At 56.7% G+C, this 19,532-nt stretch carries 20 protein-coding genes; 10 read left to right on the top strand and 10 right to left on the bottom strand.

Annotated elements, in window-relative coordinates; genetic code table 11:
- Nucleotides 1-16: 16 nt before the first annotated feature.
- A complete protein-coding gene (locus CWM58_RS14825) occupies nucleotides 17-1,351 on the bottom strand; it encodes a 2-hydroxycarboxylate transporter family protein (protein ID WP_100681217.1) in 1,335 nt (444 codons plus the stop codon).
- 419 nt (nucleotides 1,352-1,770) lie between these two features.
- Between CWM58_RS14825 and CWM58_RS14830 the strand changes: the two genes are divergently transcribed.
- The 3 genes from CWM58_RS14830 to dcuR all read left to right on the top strand — a co-directional run bounded on the left by CWM58_RS14830 (nucleotide 1,771) and on the right by dcuR (nucleotide 5,248).
- Complete coding sequence (locus tag CWM58_RS14830) at nucleotides 1,771-2,718, top strand: AEC family transporter (protein ID WP_061154102.1); 948 nt, start codon at nucleotides 1,771-1,773, stop codon at nucleotides 2,716-2,718.
- A gap of 63 nt (nucleotides 2,719-2,781) precedes the next feature.
- The gene (locus CWM58_RS14835) at nucleotides 2,782-4,467 is read left to right on the top strand and encodes an NAD-dependent malic enzyme (protein WP_100681218.1); all 1,686 of its coding nucleotides are present in this window, start codon (nucleotides 2,782-2,784) and stop codon (nucleotides 4,465-4,467) included.
- A gap of 64 nt (nucleotides 4,468-4,531) precedes the next feature.
- On the top strand, nucleotides 4,532-5,248 hold the full coding sequence (dcuR, locus tag CWM58_RS14840) for a two-component system response regulator DcuR (protein WP_100681219.1): 717 nt from the start codon (nucleotides 4,532-4,534) through the stop codon (nucleotides 5,246-5,248).
- 30 nt (nucleotides 5,249-5,278) lie between these two features.
- On the opposite strand, the gene lpxM is transcribed toward dcuR, so the two are convergent.
- From lpxM to znuA, 3 genes are all read right to left on the bottom strand, one after another.
- Nucleotides 5,279-6,250 (bottom strand): lauroyl-Kdo(2)-lipid IV(A) myristoyltransferase, encoded by a 972-nt coding sequence (gene lpxM / locus CWM58_RS14845; protein ID WP_061154099.1) that lies wholly within the window; start codon nucleotides 6,248-6,250, stop codon nucleotides 5,279-5,281.
- Nucleotides 6,251-6,367: 117 nt separating this feature from the next.
- Nucleotides 6,368-7,687 carry a murein DD-endopeptidase MepM gene (gene mepM, locus CWM58_RS14850; protein WP_061154098.1) on the bottom strand — a complete coding sequence of 440 codons (1,320 nt, stop codon included), beginning with the start codon at nucleotides 7,685-7,687 and terminating at the stop codon, nucleotides 6,368-6,370.
- Nucleotides 7,688-7,702: 15 nt separating this feature from the next.
- Nucleotides 7,703-8,647 carry a zinc ABC transporter substrate-binding protein ZnuA gene (znuA, locus tag CWM58_RS14855; RefSeq protein ID WP_061154097.1) on the bottom strand — a complete coding sequence of 315 codons (945 nt, stop codon included), beginning with the start codon at nucleotides 8,645-8,647 and terminating at the stop codon, nucleotides 7,703-7,705.
- A gap of 110 nt (nucleotides 8,648-8,757) precedes the next feature.
- On the opposite strand from znuA, the gene znuC reads away from it, so the two are divergent.
- On the top strand, nucleotides 8,758-9,477 hold the full coding sequence (gene znuC, locus CWM58_RS14860) for a zinc ABC transporter ATP-binding protein ZnuC (protein WP_228958578.1): 720 nt from the start codon (nucleotides 8,758-8,760) through the stop codon (nucleotides 9,475-9,477).
- Nucleotides 9,477-10,262, top strand: coding sequence for a zinc ABC transporter permease subunit ZnuB (gene znuB, locus CWM58_RS14865; protein WP_061154096.1), 786 nt, complete (start codon nucleotides 9,477-9,479; stop codon nucleotides 10,260-10,262). Before znuC ends, znuB begins: the two co-directional genes overlap by 1 nt.
- A gap of 63 nt (nucleotides 10,263-10,325) precedes the next feature.
- On the opposite strand, the gene ruvB is transcribed toward znuB, so the two are convergent.
- The 6 genes from ruvB to aspS form a co-directional block, all read right to left on the bottom strand.
- Nucleotides 10,326-11,336: a Holliday junction branch migration DNA helicase RuvB gene (gene ruvB / locus CWM58_RS14870; RefSeq protein WP_061154095.1), complete on the bottom strand. Its 1,011-nt coding sequence runs from the start codon at nucleotides 11,334-11,336 to the stop codon at nucleotides 10,326-10,328.
- Between the two features lie 8 nt (nucleotides 11,337-11,344).
- A complete protein-coding gene (gene ruvA / locus CWM58_RS14875) occupies nucleotides 11,345-11,956 on the bottom strand; it encodes a Holliday junction branch migration protein RuvA (protein WP_002911454.1) in 612 nt (203 codons plus the stop codon).
- A 78-nt stretch (nucleotides 11,957-12,034) separates the two neighbouring features.
- Complete coding sequence (gene ruvC / locus CWM58_RS14880; protein ID WP_061154094.1) at nucleotides 12,035-12,556, bottom strand: crossover junction endodeoxyribonuclease RuvC; 522 nt, start codon at nucleotides 12,554-12,556, stop codon at nucleotides 12,035-12,037.
- A gap of 34 nt (nucleotides 12,557-12,590) precedes the next feature.
- A complete protein-coding gene (locus CWM58_RS14885; RefSeq protein WP_061154093.1) occupies nucleotides 12,591-13,331 on the bottom strand; it encodes a YebC/PmpR family DNA-binding transcriptional regulator in 741 nt (246 codons plus the stop codon).
- Between the two features lie 27 nt (nucleotides 13,332-13,358).
- Entirely contained in the window at nucleotides 13,359-13,802 is a 444-nt protein-coding gene (gene nudB, locus CWM58_RS14890) for a dihydroneopterin triphosphate diphosphatase (RefSeq protein WP_002911477.1), read from the bottom strand.
- Nucleotide 13,803: 1 nt separating this feature from the next.
- The gene (gene aspS, locus CWM58_RS14895; RefSeq protein ID WP_061154091.1) at nucleotides 13,804-15,591 is read right to left on the bottom strand and encodes an aspartate--tRNA ligase; all 1,788 of its coding nucleotides are present in this window, start codon (nucleotides 15,589-15,591) and stop codon (nucleotides 13,804-13,806) included.
- Nucleotides 15,592-15,858: 267 nt separating this feature from the next.
- Between aspS and CWM58_RS14900 the strand changes: the two genes are divergently transcribed.
- Genes CWM58_RS14900 through cmoB form a run of 5 tightly spaced genes read left to right on the top strand, consistent with a single transcriptional unit; the run spans nucleotide 15,859 to nucleotide 19,472 of the window.
- On the top strand, nucleotides 15,859-16,425 hold the full coding sequence (locus CWM58_RS14900; protein ID WP_074385448.1) for a hydrolase: 567 nt from the start codon (nucleotides 15,859-15,861) through the stop codon (nucleotides 16,423-16,425).
- Nucleotides 16,422-17,240, top strand: coding sequence for a DUF72 domain-containing protein (locus CWM58_RS14905; RefSeq protein ID WP_061154089.1), 819 nt, complete (start codon nucleotides 16,422-16,424; stop codon nucleotides 17,238-17,240). The genes CWM58_RS14900 and CWM58_RS14905 overlap by 4 nt, the downstream gene beginning before the upstream one ends.
- A 52-nt stretch (nucleotides 17,241-17,292) precedes the next feature.
- Nucleotides 17,293-17,688: an MAPEG family protein gene (locus CWM58_RS14910; protein ID WP_008804243.1), complete on the top strand. Its 396-nt coding sequence runs from the start codon at nucleotides 17,293-17,295 to the stop codon at nucleotides 17,686-17,688.
- A gap of 39 nt (nucleotides 17,689-17,727) precedes the next feature.
- Nucleotides 17,728-18,471, top strand: a complete 744-nt coding sequence (cmoA, locus tag CWM58_RS14915) for a carboxy-S-adenosyl-L-methionine synthase CmoA (protein ID WP_100681221.1) — start codon at nucleotides 17,728-17,730, stop codon at nucleotides 18,469-18,471.
- Nucleotides 18,468-19,472 carry a tRNA 5-methoxyuridine(34)/uridine 5-oxyacetic acid(34) synthase CmoB gene (gene cmoB, locus CWM58_RS14920; RefSeq protein WP_100681222.1) on the top strand — a complete coding sequence of 335 codons (1,005 nt, stop codon included), beginning with the start codon at nucleotides 18,468-18,470 and terminating at the stop codon, nucleotides 19,470-19,472. Before cmoA ends, cmoB begins: the two co-directional genes overlap by 4 nt.
- Nucleotides 19,473-19,532: the final 60 nt, after the last annotated feature.

A 19,532-nucleotide genomic window follows, 5' to 3' on the forward strand; every position in this document is an offset into this window, starting at 1 on the left:
CCCACTATCTGGCAGACTACACCATCCAGCTCAACAACAGCGTCGCGGCGATCACCGTTGACGCCCCGCCGATCCGCGTCGCAATCTGTGCAAACGGCATCAACCCCATTCTGTTTGACGCCGAGAGGATGGCCACATCTCCGGTTCCTCCAAGGCCACTATGGCAGCTGGTCACGATAGCGGCTTCCACCGGATACATATTCAGGCGAGCAGCGATAAAGAAACCGCTCAGCGCCATGGCAATAACGATGGAGCCGCAAACCACGACGTAACCAACGGAGAACACCGAGACCACGCTCTCCAGCGGCACATACAGCATGCCCAGGCCGATCATCAGCGGCCACACCAGCGCGGCGGAGACGAACTTGTAGCAGCTATGCGCCCCCAGCTCCATCGCCGCCGGGATAACTTTGGTATATTTGCAGAAGACGGCCGCCAGAATCATCAGCACCGGCCCCGGAATATGCACCACCTTCTCCAGCAGACCACCGACGATGAAAAACGCGCAAATCATCAGCAACCCGGCACCCATGAGCTGAAAATCGGTGGGTTGGGTACTCTGATGTTGCGCAAAGACGCTATTATCGTCATGGCTACGGATCAGCATCCCATTGCCGGATAGCGCCGGACGACGTGCGCCCATGCGCGCCAGAAAACCAGCGCAGATAATGGCGAAAATATTCCCAACCACCGCGGCCGGCGCCAGCTGGGCAACATAGACATCAGGCGTTTGCCCGAGAATGGCCGAATAAGCCAGCGACAAAGGCAGGATCCCTTCGCCGATGCCGCCGCCGATAATTGGCACGATAATAAAAAAGAAGGTGTGGTAAATACTGTAGCCAAATAAGCTGCCCACCAGCAGGCCGGTTAATATTGCCGCCCCGGTCCCCACCACCAACGGGACAAACATACGCACCATCCCCTGGATCAGAATAGTGCGGTTCATTCCCAGAATACTCCCGACGACCAGACAGGCGATGACGAAATAGAGGAGATTGGCCTCTTTCATCAGCAAGTGCACAGTATCGAGCGTATGAGCTTCAAACACGCCAAAGTAGACCAACACTGAGGGCATCATCAGGCACAAGATAGCCGGCCCGCCAATGTCTTTTAATACTGGTACCATGCGGCCAATCTTAGCCAGCGCGAATCCGAGGGTCATAATGACCGCCAGTCCGCCAATCATATTTTTCGGCAGCAAACCCGCACTCGCAGAGAGCGCGACGATCGCAGCGATACCAATAAAGAGCGTTAACGGTACGGCACCAACGTCGATATTGGAAAAAAATCGTGTCGATTGCCCGTTCGGTTGGGTTTTATCTATCGGGTGGTTGAGTGAATTATTTTCCATATTTTTACCTGAATGATAAGGAGGTAGCGTAGGGTAGTAACGCAATATTAAAATTTGCGTAGCAACATAAACGAAATAGCACTAAACACCGGCTCAACAAAATACACTCAAAACGGTAGCACAGGCGTTTAAAACAAAAAATGACAAACGGTTTTCCGCTGTCGGCTTTGTGACTAAACCATAAAGTTTATTTTAAGTAATTTAATTTATCGTCATAAAGCTAAAGTTAGCATCATCGATAATATTTGCATCTCATTCAAGCAACTCCATGATTTAACCCTGATTTACCCATTTGTAAGTAAAGTATCCGAGGCGAAATTATTTAAAGGCAGGCGACTGTGATGACTATCACCTTTTAAATATTACGGGATCGCTAGATTGGCGACACAACAACCCAATAAAATATGTCAGGACATCTTATGCCTTCACTACTCTTACAATCCCTTTTCCCATTGGTATTTATCATGCTGCTGGGATGGCTTAGCGGTAAACTAGGCTATACCCGGCGCGAGGATGCCTCCGTTCTTGCCACGGTGGTGATCCGCTTTGCGCTTCCGTTCCATCTTTTTATCGGCGCGTTAAATACCAATCCCGATAAAATTAAAAACTTCACCTTTATGGCGGTGTTAGTCATTGGCCTGATGGGATCCTATTTTCTCACGCTGCTGATCTCACGCTATGTTTTCCGTCATGATATTAAAACCAGCGCGATTCAGTCGCTGGTTTGCGCCTTCCCCGATATGGCCTACTTTGGTGCGCCCGTTCTGGCGGTACTGATAGGCCCGGAGGGTTTTCTTGGCGTGCTTATCGGAAACCTGGTGACCAGCGTATTGATGATCCCTCTGACTATCATCCTGATTCGCATGGGAGACAAGCACGGAAGTGCGGATGAACCCCAGCTTCATGCCGGGCAGCTGATCCTGCAAAACCTGCTGAAAGCCGTGAGAAACCCCATCGTCTGGATCCCGATTTCCGGCGTGTTGCTCAGCCTGGCAGGGGTCCAGTTGCCGCATATGCTCAGTATGCCTATTGAAATGGTGGGTAAAATCGCCGGCGGTCTGTCACTGTTCGCCCTGGGGCTGCTGTTTTACGGCGAACGCCCGACGGTCAATATTCAAACCTGTACCAATATCAGTATCAAAAATCTGATCCAACCGGCAATGATGGCGCTGGCCGGACTGGCCTTCGGGCTCAGTCATACCTTAATGCAACAGGTTATTATCATCGGCGCGACGCCTTCCGCCATCGCCGCAGGGATGTTTGCTCTGCGCAGCGATACCTATATTGAGCCGGCCTCATCCTCTATTTTGCTGGGTACCGCCATCGGCGTCGTCACCGAAGGCATTATGATTTATTTAATTTCGTGAACACGGAACGAAAACCCTTAAGCATCCCGGTCATTATTTACTATGATATTCAGGAGTCATCCAATGTTAGCCACAGAAACCTTATACACTCCCTATAACGGTGCAGTCTTGCTGGAAAATCCGTTATTAAATAAAGGCCTTGCATTTACCGAAAGTGAACGCACAGCATTTAATCTTCAGGGACTGTTACCCCATAATGTTGAAACCATTGAAGAACAAACCGAGCGCGCATGGGGCCAGTTTTGCCAGTTCAAAAAGAGTATTTCACGCCATATCTATCTCAGGAATATTCAGGATACTAACGAGACATTATTTTATAACCTGCTGCGCAGCCATATGAAAGAAACGTTGCCGGTGATCTATACCCCGACGGTGGGAGAAGCGTGCGAACATTTTTCAGAAATATATCGCCGGGGACGCGGTTTATTTATTTCCTGGCCTAACCGTCACCAGATTGACGAAATGCTGCAGGGGTTTTCCCGCAATGATATCAAAGTCATTGTCGTGACCGATGGCGAGCGCATTCTGGGGCTGGGTGACCAGGGGATTGGTGGCATGGGGATCCCCATTGGCAAACTCTCGTTATATACCGCCTGCGGGGGTATTCACCCGGCATCCACGCTGCCCATTATGTTAGATGTTGGTACCAATAACCCGCAGCATCTGGAGGATCCACTGTATATGGGCTGGCGCCATCCGCGCATCAGCGACGAGCAGTACCTTGAGTTTATGGACATGTTTGTCTATGCCATTCAGCAACGTTGGCCGAATGTATTACTTCAGTTTGAAGATTTTGCCCAAAAGAATGCCACGCGACTGCTCAACCGTTATCGTCACCAGCTGTGCTGTTTTAACGATGATATCCAGGGTACCGCCGCCGTGACCTCAGGGACGCTGATCGCCGCCGCGGCCGCGGCCGGGACGCCGATCCGCGACCAGCGGGTAGTTTTCCTCGGTGGCGGTTCGGCCGGATGCGGCATTGCGGAAAAAATCATTGCGCTGATGGTGGATGATGGTCTCTCGGAGGAGGAAGCGCGACGCCGCATCTTTATGGTTGACCGCTTTGGCCTGCTGACGGATGAGATGCCCAATCTGCTCGATTTTCAACGCAACCTCGTGACGCCGCGAGCCAGTATTGCCCACTGGGATACCGAGTCCGCCCAGCTGTCGCTGATGGATGTCGTACGCAACGTCCACCCTACCGTACTGATTGGCGTGTCAGGCCAGCCGGGGTTGTTTAGCGAGGAGATTGTGAAAGAGATGCATCGGCACTGCCCGCGTCCGATTATTATGCCGCTGTCTAACCCCACCTCCCGGGCCGAAGCCCAGCCGAAGGATTTGCTGGAGTGGACCCGGGGAAGCGCGCTGATCGCCACCGGTAGCCCGTTCGAACCCGTCTTCTACGACGGCAAAACCTACGATATCGCTCAGTGCAACAACGCCTATATTTTCCCCGGTCTGGGGCTGGGGATCCTCGCCAGTAAAGCGCAGCGCGTCACCGAAGCGATGCTGATCACCTGCAGTAAAACCCTCGCAGCCCACTCGCCTTTGGCGACCCGTGAAACCGGTGCTTTACTGCCGCCGGTTGAAGAGATTGAAATGATTTCCCGGGCTATTGCCGCAGAGGTTGCTCGCGCCGCGCAGCGGGACGGCGTCGCGCCGCAGATTGACGAGGCACAGCTGGCGGCGAATATCGATAAAACCTTCTGGCGAGCGCGCTACACCGCCTATAAACGATCGTCATTCTGATCGCTATTCCTCAACTCATCTTGCGGGAAGCCGGCTGGCTTCCCGCCACACCGGGGAACCACGCATGTTCAATGTGCTGATCGTCGATGATGATCCCATGGTAGCCGAACTGAACCGGCTGTTTATCAGCCGGGTGGCTGATTTTCACTGCTGCGGGGTGGCGGCGACGATCGGCGACGCCAAAGCGATGCTGAGCCATCTGGCGCAGGTCGATCTACTGCTGCTGGATGTCTACATGCAACAGGAGAATGGCCTTGACCTGCTGCCCTCGCTTCGCGCAGATGCGCGGAATATTGACGTCATCATGATGACATCTGCCGCCGATGCGCTCACGCTACAAACGGCGCTGCACTATGGCGTGGTGGATTACCTGATTAAACCGTTTCAGTTTCCGCGCTTTGAGGAAGCCCTGCAGACATGGCGCAACAAGCGTGAAGTGAAGCAGGCGAAATCCTGTTACGCCCAGGCGGATATCGACACCCTGCTGCGTCGCGGGATCCCGCAACAGGAAAGCGCCCGCCGCTTGCCGAAAGGGCTGACTCCGCAAACCCTTCGCCTGGTGTGCCAGTGGATTGACGCCCATCAGGCGCGCGATTTTTCGACCAACGAGCTGGCGGCGGCGCTGCAGATATCCAGGGTGTCATGCCGCAAATACCTGATTTGGCTGGAGCAGATAAACGTGCTCTTCACGACCAATCACTACGGTATCACTGGCCGCCCGGAGTATCGCTACCGGCTTGTCGTCGAGAACGTGATGTTACTGACGCAATATAGCCAGTGAGCCGGGAACGCCCACTGGCTCTCTTTTAGACTACTTCTTTGGGAACAGCTCTTTGCGTTTATAGGGCTCGATTTCACCCGGTTTGCGCGTTTTCAGCAGCTTCAGGATCCAGGTGTACTGCTCGGTGTGCGGCTTAACAAACACTTCCACTTCTTCGTTCATCCGCCGGGCGATCGTCGTATCGTCAGCGTCCAGCAGATCGTCCATTGGTGGACGGACCAGCACCGTCAGCCGATGCGTTTGGCCATCATAGACCGGGAACAGCGGTACGACGCGGGCGCGGCATACCTTCATTAAACGGCCAATCGCTGGCAGCGTCGCCTTGTAGGTAGCAAAGAAATCCACAAATTCACTGTGCTCTGCGCCGTGATCCTGGTCGGGCAGATAGTAACCCCAGTAGCCCTGGCGCACCGACTGAATAAACGGTTTGATTCCGTCGTTGCGCGCGTGCATACGCCCGCCAAAACGACGGCGCACGGTATTCCACACGTAATCAAAGACCGGGTTACCCTGGTTGTGGAACATCGCCGCCATCTTCTGCCCACCGGAGGCCATCAGCATCGCCGGGATATCCACGCCCCAGGCATGCGGAACGAGGAAAATCACTTTCTCGTTATTACGCTGCATCTCGTCGATGATCTCTTTCCCCTGCCAGTCGACGCGGGCAAGGATTTTTTGCGGATCGCGCAGGCCCAGCTCGGCCATCATCACCATCGCCTGCGGCGCCGAGGCATACATGGCGTCGATGATCGCTTCCCGTTCGCGCTCGCTTTTTTCCGGAAAACAGTACAGCAAATTAATCTGCGCCCGGCGCCGCGAGCTTTTCGCCAAACGCCCTACGAAGCGGCCGAGTTTGCCGAGGATCGGATCGCGAAAGGAAGGCGGCGTCAGCGCGATGCCAGCGAAGGCAAAGACGCCCAGCCACGCGCCCCAGTAGCGCGGCAGTAAAAAGGATTTCTCAAACTTAGGGATAAACTCAATATTATTTTTTTTCGTTTCCATGCCCAATCCGCAGGTCGACTGCTTAATCAAGATAATGGGATAGTGTAGCGAGACGTTGGGTAACCTACAAAAGAAAAAGCCGGCGCCCTGGGGCACCGGCTTTCCACTGACCGGTAGTTAGTCAAACCGCAGCTGCGGGACGACCTCTTTGACCTGCGCCAGGTAATCGGTACGGTCGGAACCGCTCAGCCCTTCGGTACGCGGCAGCTTAGCCGTCAGCGGGTTGACCGCCTGCTGGTTGATCCACACTTCGTAGTGCAGATGCGGTCCGGTAGAGCGGCCGGTATTCCCCGACAGCGCGATACGATCGCCGCGCTTCACTTTCTGCCCCGGTTTCACCAGCAGCTTACGCAAGTGCATATAGCGGGTGGTATAGGTGCGACCATGGCGGATAGCAACATAATACCCGGCAGCGCCGCTGCGCTTGGCCACCACCACTTCACCATCGCCGACCGCCAGCACTGGCGTCCCCTGCGGCATCGCGAAATCGACGCCACGGTGCGGCGCGACGCGCCCGGTGACCGGGTTCAGACGACGCGGGTTAAAGTTAGAGGAGACGCGGAACTGACGCGCCGTCGGGAAGCGCATAAAGCCTTTCGCCAGCCCCGTCCCGTTACGATCGTAGAATTTGCCGTCTTCGGCACGGATAGCAAAGTAGTCTTTACCATCGGAGCGCAAACGCACGCCCAGCAGCTGACTTTGCTCGCGCTTACCGTCGAGCATTTCGCGCGACATCAATACCGAGAACTCGTCGCCTTTTTTCAGCTTACGGAAATCCATCTGCCACTGCATGGCCTTGATCACCGCGCTGATTTCGGTACTGGTCAGCCCGGCGTCTCGTGCGCTGGAGACAAAGCTGGCGCCGACGGTGCCCTTCAGCACATTGTTGACCCAGTCGCCTTTCTGCAGCTCGCTGCTCATTTTAAAACCGTTATCCACACGGGTATAAGTGCGGGTTTCACGGCGGGACATCTCCCAGGTCAGACTCTGCAGATCGCCGTCCGCGGTCAGAGTCCAGGAGAGCTGCTGGCCAATCTTCAGATTACGCAGCTCTTTATCGGCGGAGGAAAGCTGGGCGATATCACCCATATCGATACCGTACTGGTTCAGGATGCTGCTGAGCGTATCGCCGGTCGACACCACATATTCGTGACCGCCGGCATCGGTATCGGCCTTCTCGTCGAGTTCATCCTGAGGAATGGCTTCTTCTTCCTGCGGGGCCTGGTCGATCGGCTCGGAGGCTTCCGGCAGCAGGGAACGGATCTCGCTTTTTTCCAGTTCAATGGTTCTGACGATGGGGGCGGATTCCGGGTGGTAAATGTAGGGTCGCCAGACGGCGACCGCTAAGGTAAGAACGCTAAGCGACCCCAACATGACGCGATGAGGTCGTGGCAGATTGTTGAATGCCTGAGTGACAGCGCGGGCTATCTGTTGCACGTATTCACTTCCTCGTTAATCTCCTTTCAGGCAGCTCGAATACTGATTCGCCAGCTGGGTCAGGAATTGTGGGTAACTCGCTTTACCCAACGTAATTCCAGTACCCAGCGGATCCAGGGTTCCCATGCGCACAGACGTGCCCCGGGCAACAGCTTCGATAACCGCTGGCCTGAACTGTGGCTCAGCAAAAACGCACGTGGCCTTCTGCTCAACCAGTTGTGTTCTGATTTCGTGTAAACGCTGCGCACCAGGCTGTATTTCAGGGTTGACGGTAAAGTGCCCCAGTGAGGTCAAACCGTAGTGTTTTTCAAAGTAACCGTAGGCGTCATGAAAAACGAAATAGCCCTTCCCTTTCAGCGGTGCCAGCTCATTGCTAACCTGCTTGTCAGTTGCCGCCAGCGCGGCCTCGAACTGCTGCAGGTTGCTGTCGAGTTTGGCTCGACTCTGCGGCATAAGTTCCAATAATTTATCGTGGATTGCAACCGCCGAAAGCCGCGCTATCTCTGGGGATAACCACAGATGCATATTGTAAATACCGTGATGGTGATCGCCGTCACTTTTTTCTGCTGCGCCGTGGTCATGACCATCATGATCGTCATCGTCGTCAGCGCCGGTCATCAGCAGCGGCTTCACCCCATCCAGCTCCGCGATGGTCACCTTTTTATTCGCCGCAATGCTTTGCGTCGACTTATCCATAAAGGCTTCCATTTCCGGACCAATCCATACCACTAAGTCTGCGTTCTGTAAGCGTTTTACATCAGAAGGCCGCAGTGAATAGTCATGCTCTGAGGCGCCGTCGGGCAATAGCACCTGAGTATCTGTCACCCCATCGGCGATAGCAGCTGCAATAAAGCCCAGCGGTTTCATGGAAGTCACTACGGCGGCGCTGGCCAGCGGAACCTGCGCGAACAAAAAAACAGCGCTAAGTCCAGCGCAAAGAAGCGTATTTTTATGTAACATAATGCGTCTAGTCATCGAAACGAGTGAATGTGATGTGATATTATAACATTCACTAGCTTGTGCAACCCTAAATTACTATGACAAACCTTGTTATGCTGGAAAATGTGTCGGTGGCCTTTGGCCAACGCCGCGTGCTGTCTGACATCTCGCTGGCACTCACGCCAGGCAAAATATTAACGCTACTGGGCCCGAACGGCGCCGGTAAATCGACCCTTGTGCGGGTGGTTCTGGGGCTGGTAGCACCGACAGAAGGTGTCATCAAGCGGGAAGAACGCCTGCGGATCGGCTATGTGCCGCAGAAGCTGCATCTTGACGCCACGCTGCCGCTGACCGTCAGCCGCTTCCTGCGTTTGCGCCCGGGTACCCGCAAAGACGACATCCTGCCGGCACTGAAACGTGTGCAGGCCGGGCATCTGATCGACGCGCCGATGCAAAAACTCTCCGGCGGCGAAACCCAGCGCGTACTGCTGGCCCGCGCCCTGCTCAACCGCCCACAGCTGCTGGTGCTGGATGAACCAACCCAGGGGGTTGACGTCAATGGCCAGGTAGCGCTTTACGATCTTATCGACCAGTTGCGCCATGAACTGGACTGCGCAGTGCTGATGGTATCGCACGACCTGCATCTGGTGATGGCGAAAACCGACGAAGTCCTGTGCCTGAACCAGCATATCTGCTGCTCCGGCGCGCCGGAGGTGGTCTCCATGCATCCGGAGTTTATCTCCATGTTCGGCCCGCGCGGCGCGGAACAGCTGGGAATTTACCGCCACCACCATAATCACCGCCACGACCTTCAGGGGCGAATTGTACTGCGTCGGGGAAACAGCCGCTAATGATTGAACTTCTGTTACCTGGCTGGCTTGCCGGGATGATGCTGGCCTGTGCCGCCGGTCCGCTGGGCTCCTTTGTGGTCTGGCGCCGCATGTCCTATTTTGGCGATACGCTGGCGCATGCGTCGCTGCTCGGCGTCGCTTTCGGCTTACTGCTTAACGTCAATCCGTTTTATGCGGTGATCGCCGTAACCCTGCTGCTGGCCGGCGGGCTGGTATGGCTGGAGAAACGCCCCCATCTGGCGATCGATACCCTGCTGGGCATCATGGCGCACAGCGCACTGTCGCTGGGGCTGGTGGTGGTCAGTCTGATGTCTAACGTCCGCGTCGATCTGATGGCATACCTGTTCGGCGATCTGCTGGCAGTGACGCCGCAGGATTTGATTGCCATCGCCATTGGCGTAGTGATTGTGATTGGTATCCTGCTCTGGCAGTGGCGACCTCTGCTGGCGATGACCATCAGTCCGGATCTGGCGTTTGTCGATGGCGTGAAGCTGCAGCGGGTCAAGCTGCTGTTGATGCTGGTCACCGCCCTGACTATCGGCGTGGCGATGAAGTTCGTCGGCGCGCTGATCATCACTTCCCTGCTGATTATCCCTGCCGCCACCGCCCGCCGTTTTGCCCGTACACCGGAGCAGATGGCCGCCGTGGCAGTAGGCGTGGGCATGCTGGCGGTCACCGGGGGGCTGACCCTATCGGCCTTCTACGATACCCCCGCAGGGCCATCGGTGGTGCTGTGCGCCGCCGCGCTGTTTATCCTCAGCATGACGAAAAAAGCCGCCAGCTGAAAATGAAAAAGCCCGGTCATGCTGTTGACCGGGCCTCCACATGCACTGCTCTGCCGCAACGCACTATGGCATTTCCGGCGGCGTAATGCCGAAATGATTCCAGGCCCGCACCGTCGCCATTCTTCCCCGCGGCGTACGCTGCAGAAAGCCCTGCTGAATTAAATAAGGCTCCAGCACATCTTCAATGGTTTCCCGCTCTTCGCCGATCGCGGCGGCAAGGTTATCCAGCCCCACCGGCCCACCAAAGAATTTATCTATCACCGCCAGCAGCAGTTTGCGGTCCATATAGTCGAACCCTTCCGCATCGACATTCAGCATATCCAGCGCCTGGGCGGCAATGTCGGCAGAGATGGTGCCGTCATGGCGCACTTCCGCGAAGTCGCGCACCCGACGTAGCAGACGGTTGGCAATACGCGGCGTGCCGCGTGAACGACGGGCCACTTCCAGCGCGCCTTCGTCGCTCATCTCCAGCCCCATATGGCGGGCGCTGCGGCTGACAATATGCTGTAGATCGGGTATCTGATAGAACTCCAGACGCTGCACGATGCCAAAGCGGTCGCGCAGCGGTGAGGTCAATGAACCGGCCCGGGTGGTGGCGCCGATCAGGGTAAACGGCGGCAGATCGATTTTGATGGAGCGCGCCGCCGGACCTTCGCCAATCATAATATCCAGTTGATAGTCTTCCATCGCCGGGTAGAGCACCTCTTCCACCACCGGCGAAAGGCGATGGATCTCATCGATAAACAGCACGTCGTGCGGTTCGAGGTTGGTCAGCATCGCGGCGAGATCGCCTGCTTTCTCCAGCACCGGGCCGGAGGTGGTGCGCAGATTCACCCCCATCTCATTGGCGACAATGTTCGCCAGAGTGGTTTTCCCCAACCCAGGCGGGCCAAAAATCAGCAGGTGATCGAGGGCGTCGCCGCGCAGTTTCGCCGCCTGGATAAAGATCTCCATCTGCGAGCGCACCTGCGGCTGGCCGACATACTCTGCCAGCAATTTTGGGCGGATGGCGCGGTCAACGGCCTCTTCTGCGCCGCTGCTGTCTGCCGATACCAGCCGGTCTGCTTCAATCATCCCTTACCTCACAACGCGGCGCGCAGCGCTTCGCGGATTAGCGTTTCACTGTTGGCGTCCGGACGCGCGATCTTGCTTACCATCCGGCTGGCCTCCTGCGGTTTATAGCCCAGCGCGACCAGCGCGGCAACCGCTTCCTGTTCGGCATCATCTGCCGTCGGGCCTGCCGGTGAAGTCAGCACCAGATCGGCCGCCGGAGTGAACAGGTCGCCGTGCAGCCCTTTGAAGCGGTCTTTCATCTCGACGATCAGGCGTTCTGCGGTTTTTTTGCCAATCCCCGGCAGCTTCACCAGCGAGGCGACTTCTTCCCGCTCAACGGCGTTGACGAACTGCTGCGCCGACATGCCGGAGAGGATCGCCAGCGCCAGCTTTGGCCCTACGCCGTTGGTTTTAATCAGCTCTTTAAACAGCGTACGTTCCTGTTTGTTGTTAAAACCATACAGCAGCTGGGCATCTTCACGCACCACAAAGTGGGTAAAGACTATCGCCTCCTGACCGGCCTCCGGCAGCTCATAGAAGCAGGTCATTGGCATATGCACTTCATAGCCGACGCCCGCCGTTTCCAGCAACACCAGCGGGGGTTGTTTTTCGAGAATGATGCCTCTGAGTCTGCCTATCACATGGGGCTCCTGCGTTATGGTCTAAGTATCTGGCGGTATCATAAAAAAAGCTGGATAGATATCCAGCCTGATTTGCGATTATCGTAAGCGCCCTCGCGCCAGATTGAGCCGGGTCTCACTTATCTGAGCGGCATTCTGGCTAACATGGCAGTGGGTGATGGCAATCGCCAGCGCATCCGCCGCATCCGCCTGCGGATTGGCAGGCAGCTTGAGCAAGGTACGCACCATGTGCTGGACCTGGCTCTTTTCGGCACTGCCGATCCCGACAACGGTCTGCTTGACCTGGCGGGCGGCGTATTCAAACACCGGCAGCGACTGATTGGTCGCTGCAACAATCGCCACTCCCCGCGCCTGCCCGAGCTTTAACGCCGAATCGGCGTTCTTCGCCATAAAGACCTGCTCAATGGCGAAATAGTCGGGCTGGAACTGGGTGATGATCTCTGTCACCCCAGCGTAAATCAGCTTCAGCCGCGACGGCAGATCGTCCACTTTGGTGCGAATGCATCCGCTGCCAAGGTAGCTCAACTGCCGTCCGACCTGACGGATCACGCCATAACCGGTGACGCGCGACCCCGGGTCAATGCCGAGAATAATAGCCATCACGCGCCTCCGGTTAACCGTGGATGCGACTGCATCACAGGGTGGCTGCGACCTCATCGGAGATCTCGCCGTTATGGTACACTTCCTGCACGTCGTCGCAGTCTTCGAGCATATCGATCAGACGCAGCAGCTTCGGCGCCGTCTCGGCATCCATATCCGCTTTGGTGGACGGGATCATCGAGACTTCGGCAGCGTCGGCTTTCAGGCCAGCGGCTTCCAGCGCGTCGCGCACGGCGCCCATCTCTTCCCACGCGGTGTAGACGTCGATGGCGCCGTCGTCATAGGTCACCACGTCTTCTGCGCCAGCTTCCAGCGCCGCTTCCATGATGGTGTCTTCATCGCCTTTCTCGAAGGAGATGACGCCTTTCTTACTGAACAGATAGGACACGGAGCCGTCGGTACCGAGGTTACCACCGGTTTTGGTGAAGGCGTGACGCACTTCCGCAACGGTACGGTTACGGTTGTCGGACAGACATTCCACCATTACCGCGGTACCGCCAGGGCCATAGCCTTCGTAAATGATGGTTTCCATGTTCGCGTCTTCATCACCGCCGACGCCGCGCGCGATGGCGCGGTTCAGGGTGTCGCGCGTCATGTTGTTAGACAGCGCTTTATCAACGGCTGCACGCAGACGCGGGTTGGAAGCCGCGTCGCCGCCGCCCAGACGCGCCGCAGTCACCAGCTCGCGAATGATTTTCGTAAAGATTTTACCGCGTTTAGCATCCTGTGCCGCTTTGCGGTGTTTGGTGTTGGCCCATTTACTATGACCTGCCATAAAAAACTCTCCAAAAAGCGCGCCCTTTCAGGCGGCGTTAATTACAAATTCTTCAATCGCCTGCCGGTTGCTCCACGACTTGGTCAGCGCAGCGGCTTCCGTCGCGCTGACCCAGCGGTAGGCCAGATGTTCGGTGAAGGTAATCTCCCGCTCATGAGGCAGCGCAAGACAGAACCAGAATTCTGTATTGCGCTCTACACCCGGCGCATAGCGATGACGCAAATGAGAAAATATCTCGAACTCCACCGTGCGCTGACAGTCAATTAAGGTCAGTTGCTCGCAGGCAACATCAATGGCGACCTCTTCCTTTACTTCACGCGCGGCGGCCTGCAGCGCGGTCTCTCCTGCTTCCAGGCTGCCGGTCACCGACTGCCAGAACGCGGGATCGTCGCGCCGCTGTAACATCAGCACCCGTTTCGTATCTTCGGCGTATATCACCACCAGCACCGAAACGGGCAGCTTAAATGACATATTACTTGTTCTCCAGAGACGCTTTTGTCTCTTTCTCCACAACCTGAATACCCAGTTCACCAAGCGAGGCCGGATTCGCGAAGCTTGGCGCTTCGGTCATCAGACAGGCCGCCGCGGTGGTTTTCGGGAAGGCGATAACGTCGCGGATGTTATCGGTACCGGTCAGCAGCATAGTCAGGCGGTCAAGACCGAACGCCAGGCCTGCATGCGGCGGCGTACCGTATTTCAGCGCATCCAGCAGGAAGCCGAATTTTTCACGCTGCTCTTGCTCGTTAATGCCCAGAATGCCAAATACGGTTTGCTGCATGTCGCCGCGGTGGATACGCACAGAACCGCCGCCGACTTCATACCCATTAATGACCATATCGTAGGCGTTGGCTACAGCCTCTTCCGGCGCGGCTTTCAGCTCGTCCGCCGTCATATCTTTTGGCGAGGTGAACGGATGGTGCATCGCCGTCAGGCCGCCTTCGCCGTCGTCTTCGAACATCGGGAAGTCGATCACCCACAGCGGCGCCCATTTGCTTTCGTCAGTCAGGCTCAGGTCTTTACCGAGCTTCAGACGCAGCGCGCCCAGCGCGTCAGCCACCACTTTCTTGTTGTCGGCGCCGAAGAAGATCATATCGCCGTCCTGCGCGCCGGTGCGCTCAAGGATGGCTTCCACGATCTCAGCGGTCAGGAATTTCGCCACCGGGCTGTTGATCCCGTCCATGCCTTTCGCACGCTCGGTCACTTTAATATAAGCCAGCCCCTTCGCGCCGTAGATCTTCACAAAGTTGCCGTATTCGTCAATCAGCTTGCGGGTCAGAGAGGCACCGCCCGGGACGCGCAGCGCCGCCACGCGCCCTTTCGGATCGTTGGCCGGGCCGGCAAAGACCGCGAATTCCACGGACTTCAGCAGGTCGGCGACGTCCACCAGCTCCATCGGGTTACGCAGATCTGGTTTATCGGAGCCGTAACGACGTTCGGCTTCGGCGAAGGTCATGATCGGGAAATCGCCCAGGTCGACGCCTTTAATTTCCAGCCACAGCTGACGCACCATCGCTTCCATGATCTCACGCACCTGCGGCGCGGTCATAAAGGAGGTTTCCACGTCGATCTGGGTAAATTCAGGCTGACGGTCGGCACGCAGGTCTTCATCGCGGAAGCATTTAACGATCTGATAGTAACGATCGAACCCGGACATCATCAGCAGCTGTTTGAACAGCTGCGGGGACTGCGGCAGCGCGTAGAATTTGCCTTTATGCACGCGGGAAGGCACGAGGTAATCGCGAGCGCCTTCCGGGGTAGCTTTAGTCAGCATCGGGGTTTCGATGTCGAGGAAGCCATGGTCATCCATAAAGCGGCGCACAAAGCTGGTGATTTTCGCGCGGGTTTTCAGACGCTGCGCCATTTCCGGACGACGCAGGTCGAGGTAACGGTATTTCAGACGCGCTTCTTCGGTGTTGACGTGATTGGAGTCCAACGGCAGCGATTCTGAGCGGTTAATGATCGTCAGATCGGAGGCCAGCACTTCGATGGCGCCGGTGGCCATGTCCGCGTTGATGTTTTTCTCTTCACGCGCGCGGACGGTGCCAGTGACCTGAATGCAGAACTCATTACGCAGTTCAGAGGCTAATTTCAACGCATCCGCACGATCCGGGTCGAAAAACACCTGAACGATGCCTTCGCGGTCGCGCATGTCGATAAAAATGAGGCTACCGAGATCGCGACGGCGGTTGACCCAACCACACAGAGTCACCTGCTGCCCAACGTGGGACTGTCGAAGCTGTCCGCAATATTCTGTACGCATGAGATATCCCTTAACTTAGCCGTCGGCGGATTGTCGTCTGCCCTGCAGGCGACGAGGTCGCAGCTTTAGCTGATGTCACAACTGAATGAAAAAAGGCGGCTATTATACTGGAAATTCTGTCGTTCGATAAGTCCGACGCACGATGTACGCTGCTTTGCTGCGCGCTTAACGTCTACACTCACATAAATTAACAATATTTGTTACCCTTTTGCGGAAGCCGCGCAGGTATTGTAGCCGCCTGACAACAGAACAAGATACGGGGATACCATGTTAGAACTCAATGCAAAAAAAACGGCGCTGGTGGTGATCGATCTGCAGGAAGGCATTCTGCCTTTCGCCGGCGGACCGCATCGGGCTGACGAGGTGGTGGCGCGTGCCGCTCGTCTGGCAGACCAGTGTCGACAACAGGGTTCACCGGTCATCATGGTCCGCGTCGGCTGGTCGGCCGATTTCGCTGAAGCGCTGAAACAGCCTGTCGACGCTCAGGCCGGGGCGCATACGCTGCCTGAAAACTGGTGGACCTACCCGGCTACGCTCGGTAAGCAGGAGAGCGATATCGAAGTGACCAAACGCCAGTGGGGCGCGTTCTATGGCACCGACCTTGAGCTTCAGCTGCGCCGCCGCGGTATCGACACCATTATTCTCTGCGGCATCTCCACCAATATCGGCGTCGAATCCACCGCCCGCAACGCCTGGGAGCTGGGTTTTAACCTGATCATCGCCGAAGATGCCTGCAGCGCCGCCTCCGCCGAACAGCATCAGGGCAGCATGACGCATATTTTCCCGCGCATCGGCCGGGTGCGCAGCACCGAGGAGATCCTCACGGCGTTATGATTTATATTGGGCTTCCCCAGTGGTCGCACCCGAAATGGGTGCGCCTTGGCATCACCAGCCTTGAAGAGTATGCCCGCCACTTCAATTGCGTGGAGGGCAACACTACCCTGTATGCGCTGCCGAAGCCGGAGATAGTCACCCGCTGGTATGAACAGACCCACGATGACTTCCGCTTCTGCTTCAAATTCCCGGCCACCATCTCGCACCAGGCCGCCCTGCGTCATTGCGACGAGTTAAGCAGTGAATTTTTTGCCCGCCTGGCGCCGCTGGCCTCGCGCATCGGCCAGTACTGGCTGCAGCTGCCGGCGACGTTCGGTCCTCGCGATCTCCCCGCGCTATGGCAATTTCTCGACGGGCTGCCGAAGGATTTCACCTACGGCGTCGAGGTTCGTCACCCCGAATTCTTCGCCAAAGGCGAAGCGGAACAGCAGCTCAATCGCGGGCTGCACGAGCGCAACGTTAACCGCGTGATCCTCGACAGCCGCCCGGTCCACAGCGCCGCGGCCACCAGCCCGGCGATGATCGACGCGCAGAAAAAGAAACCCAAAGTGCCGGTACATGCGGTGATGACCGCCCGGCAGCCGATGGTGCGCTTTATAGGCGGTGACGACATGGCCCACAACCGGGAACTGTTTCGCGTCTGGCTGCAGACCCTGCCGAAGTGGCATCAGTCTGGCACCCCGTGGCTGTTCCTGCATACCCCAGACATTGCTTACGCGCCGACACTGGTGGATACGCTGTGGAGCGATCTGCGCACCGCCCTGCCGGCGGCAGGAAATGCGCCGTCGATTCCGCAGCAATCCTCCCTTTTCTGATATCCTGCTATCATAATCGGAGCCATCTGCCAGAGTTAAAGGGAGTTTTCGTATGGTCAGCGCGCTGTATGCCGTTTTAGGTGCGTTATTGTTAGTGAAGTTTTCTTTCGACGTGGTGCGTTTACGCACCCAGTACCATGTGGGCTACGGTGACGGCGGCTTTAGCGAGCTGCAGGTTGCCATCCGCGTTCACGGTAATGCCGTCGAATATGTGCCGATTGGCCTCATTTTGCTGCTATTTATGGAGATGAATGGCGCCCAGACCTGGATGGTGCACGTTTGCGGCATTTTATTGATTGTCGGGCGACTGATGCACTCCTGGGGTTTTCATCACCGCGTCTACCACTGGCGCCGCTCCGGCATGAGCGCGACCTGGTGCGCGTTGTTGCTGATGGTGCTGGCCAATCTCTGGTATATGCCCTGGGAGTTGGTTTTCTCCCTCCGTTAGCGCACAATACGCCGTTTTCGTTTTTTCGGGTTTAACGTTATGTCTCACCGCGATACGCTTTTTTCCGCGCCGATTGCCAGCCTCGGCGACTGGACCTTTGATGAACGGGTTGCTGAAGTCTTCCCCGATATGATCCAGCGTTCTGTGCCCGGCTATTCCAATATCATCTCGATGATCGGCATGCTGGCCGAGCGCTTCGTTCAGCCCAACACTCAGGTTTACGATCTTGGCTGTTCGCTGGGCGCCGCCACCCTTTCCGTGCGCCGCAGTATTAGCCATCCGGGATGTCGCATTATCGCCATCGATAACTCCCCGGCGATGGTGGAACGCTGCCGCCGCCATATTGACGCCTATAAAGCCCCGACGCCGGTCGAGGTGATTGAAGGGGATATCCGTGCGGTGGCCATTGAAAACGCCTCGCTGGTTATCCTGAACTTTACCATTCAGTTCCTCGAGCCGGGCGATCGCCAGGCGATCCTGAATAAAGTCTATCAGGGGCTCAACCCCGGCGGCGCGCTGGTGCTCTCGGAGAAATTCAGCTTCGAAGATTCCCACGTTGGCGAACTGTTGTTCAATATGCATCATGACTTTAAACGCGCTAACGGCTACAGCGAGCTGGAGATCAGCCAGAAACGCAGCATGCTGGAAAACGTGATGCTGACGGACTCCGTGGAAACCCATAAAGCCCGCCTGCATCAGGCTGGGTTTGAACATGCCGAACTGTGGTTCCAGTGCTTTAACTTTGGCTCGCTGGTGGCAGTAAAATCCGGGGAGCAGGCATGATCGACTTCAGTAATTTCTATCAGCTGATCGCCAAAAGCCCGCTATCTCAATGGCTGGAAACCTTGCCAGCTCAGGTAGCCACCTGGCAGCGCGAAGCCCTGCACGGCAAGTTTCGCGAATGGGAGCGTGCCGTTGAGTTTCTCCCTGAATTAACGCCCTGGCGTCTGGACCTCCTGCACAGCGTCACCGCCGAGAGCGAAACGCCGCTTAGCGAAGGCCATCAGCTGCGGGTAGAAAATCTGCTAAAAAACCTGATGCCATGGCGCAAAGGCCCTTATTCGCTGTACGGCATTAACATTGATACCGAATGGCGCTCTGACTGGAAGTGGGAGCGTGTCCTGCCGCACCTGTCCGACCTCACCGGGCGGACTATCCTCGACGTGGGCTGCGGCAGCGGCTATCACATGTGGCGAATGATCGGCGCTGGCGCACATCTGGCGGTCGGCATCGATCCCACCCAGCTGTTCCTGTGCCAGTTTGAAGCGGTCCGTAAGCTGCTCGGTAACGATCAGCGGGCGCATCTGCTGCCGCTGGGTATCGAACAGCTGCCGGCGCTGGAAGCTTTTGACACCGTGTTCTCGATGGGCGTGCTTTACCATCGCCGCTCGCCGCTGGACCACCTGTGGCAGTTGAAAGATCAGCTGGCGCCGGGAGGCGAGCTGTTGCTGGAGACGCTGGTGGTCGAAGGGGATGAAAATACGGTGCTGGTTCCGGGCGAACGCTATGCGCAGATGCGCAACGTCTATTTTATCCCCTCGGCGGCGGCCCTGAAAATGTGGCTGGAGAAGTGCGGGTTTATCGATGTGCGCATCGTCGATGCCTGCGTCACCTCGACTGAGGAGCAGCGGCGCACCGAATGGATGACCAGTGAATCACTGGCCGATTTCCTCGACCCGCAGGATCAGCGCAAAACCGTGGAAGGCTATCCGGCTCCGCTGCGCGCGGTGATTATCGCCACCAAACCGGAAACGCAGCAGTCGCTGGCGAAAAAAGCGAGATAAAAAAAGGCCCCTGTTTAATGGGCAGGGGCCTGGTACGGGCAATCATCATATTGGGCGACA

Origin of the sequence: Klebsiella sp. H-Nf2, from assembly GCF_002806645.1 — a bacterium.
Classification (GTDB): Bacteria; Pseudomonadota; Gammaproteobacteria; order Enterobacterales; family Enterobacteriaceae; genus Klebsiella; species Klebsiella variicola.

Excerpts from the sequence above, each read along its gene's own strand:
- cmoA (WP_100681221.1), top strand. The coding sequence starts at position 17,728 with ATGTCTCACCGCGATACGCTTTTTTCCGCGCCGATTGCCAGCCTCGGC.
- dcuR (WP_100681219.1), top strand. The coding sequence starts at position 4,532 with ATGTTCAATGTGCTGATCGTCGATGATGATCCCATGGTAGCCGAACTG.
- CWM58_RS14905 (WP_061154089.1), top strand. The coding sequence starts at position 16,422 with ATGATTTATATTGGGCTTCCCCAGTGGTCGCACCCGAAATGGGTGCGC.
- CWM58_RS14900 (WP_074385448.1), top strand. The coding sequence starts at position 15,859 with ATGTTAGAACTCAATGCAAAAAAAACGGCGCTGGTGGTGATCGATCTG.
- nudB (WP_002911477.1), bottom strand. The coding sequence starts at position 13,802 with ATGTCATTTAAGCTGCCCGTTTCGGTGCTGGTGGTGATATACGCCGAA.
- CWM58_RS14885 (WP_061154093.1), bottom strand. The coding sequence starts at position 13,331 with ATGGCAGGTCATAGTAAATGGGCCAACACCAAACACCGCAAAGCGGCA.
- lpxM (WP_061154099.1), bottom strand. The coding sequence starts at position 6,250 with ATGGAAACGAAAAAAAATAATATTGAGTTTATCCCTAAGTTTGAGAAA.
- cmoB (WP_100681222.1), top strand. The coding sequence starts at position 18,468 with ATGATCGACTTCAGTAATTTCTATCAGCTGATCGCCAAAAGCCCGCTA.
- ruvB (WP_061154095.1), bottom strand. The coding sequence starts at position 11,336 with ATGATTGAAGCAGACCGGCTGGTATCGGCAGACAGCAGCGGCGCAGAA.
- znuB (WP_061154096.1), top strand. The coding sequence starts at position 9,477 with ATGATTGAACTTCTGTTACCTGGCTGGCTTGCCGGGATGATGCTGGCC.
- CWM58_RS14830 (WP_061154102.1), top strand. The coding sequence starts at position 1,771 with ATGCCTTCACTACTCTTACAATCCCTTTTCCCATTGGTATTTATCATG.
- CWM58_RS14825 (WP_100681217.1), bottom strand. The coding sequence starts at position 1,351 with ATGGAAAATAATTCACTCAACCACCCGATAGATAAAACCCAACCGAAC.
- ruvC (WP_061154094.1), bottom strand. The coding sequence starts at position 12,556 with ATGGCTATTATTCTCGGCATTGACCCGGGGTCGCGCGTCACCGGTTAT.
- aspS (WP_061154091.1), bottom strand. The coding sequence starts at position 15,591 with ATGCGTACAGAATATTGCGGACAGCTTCGACAGTCCCACGTTGGGCAG.
- znuA (WP_061154097.1), bottom strand. The coding sequence starts at position 8,647 with ATGTTACATAAAAATACGCTTCTTTGCGCTGGACTTAGCGCTGTTTTT.
- CWM58_RS14910 (WP_008804243.1), top strand. The coding sequence starts at position 17,293 with ATGGTCAGCGCGCTGTATGCCGTTTTAGGTGCGTTATTGTTAGTGAAG.
- CWM58_RS14835 (WP_100681218.1), top strand. The coding sequence starts at position 2,782 with ATGTTAGCCACAGAAACCTTATACACTCCCTATAACGGTGCAGTCTTG.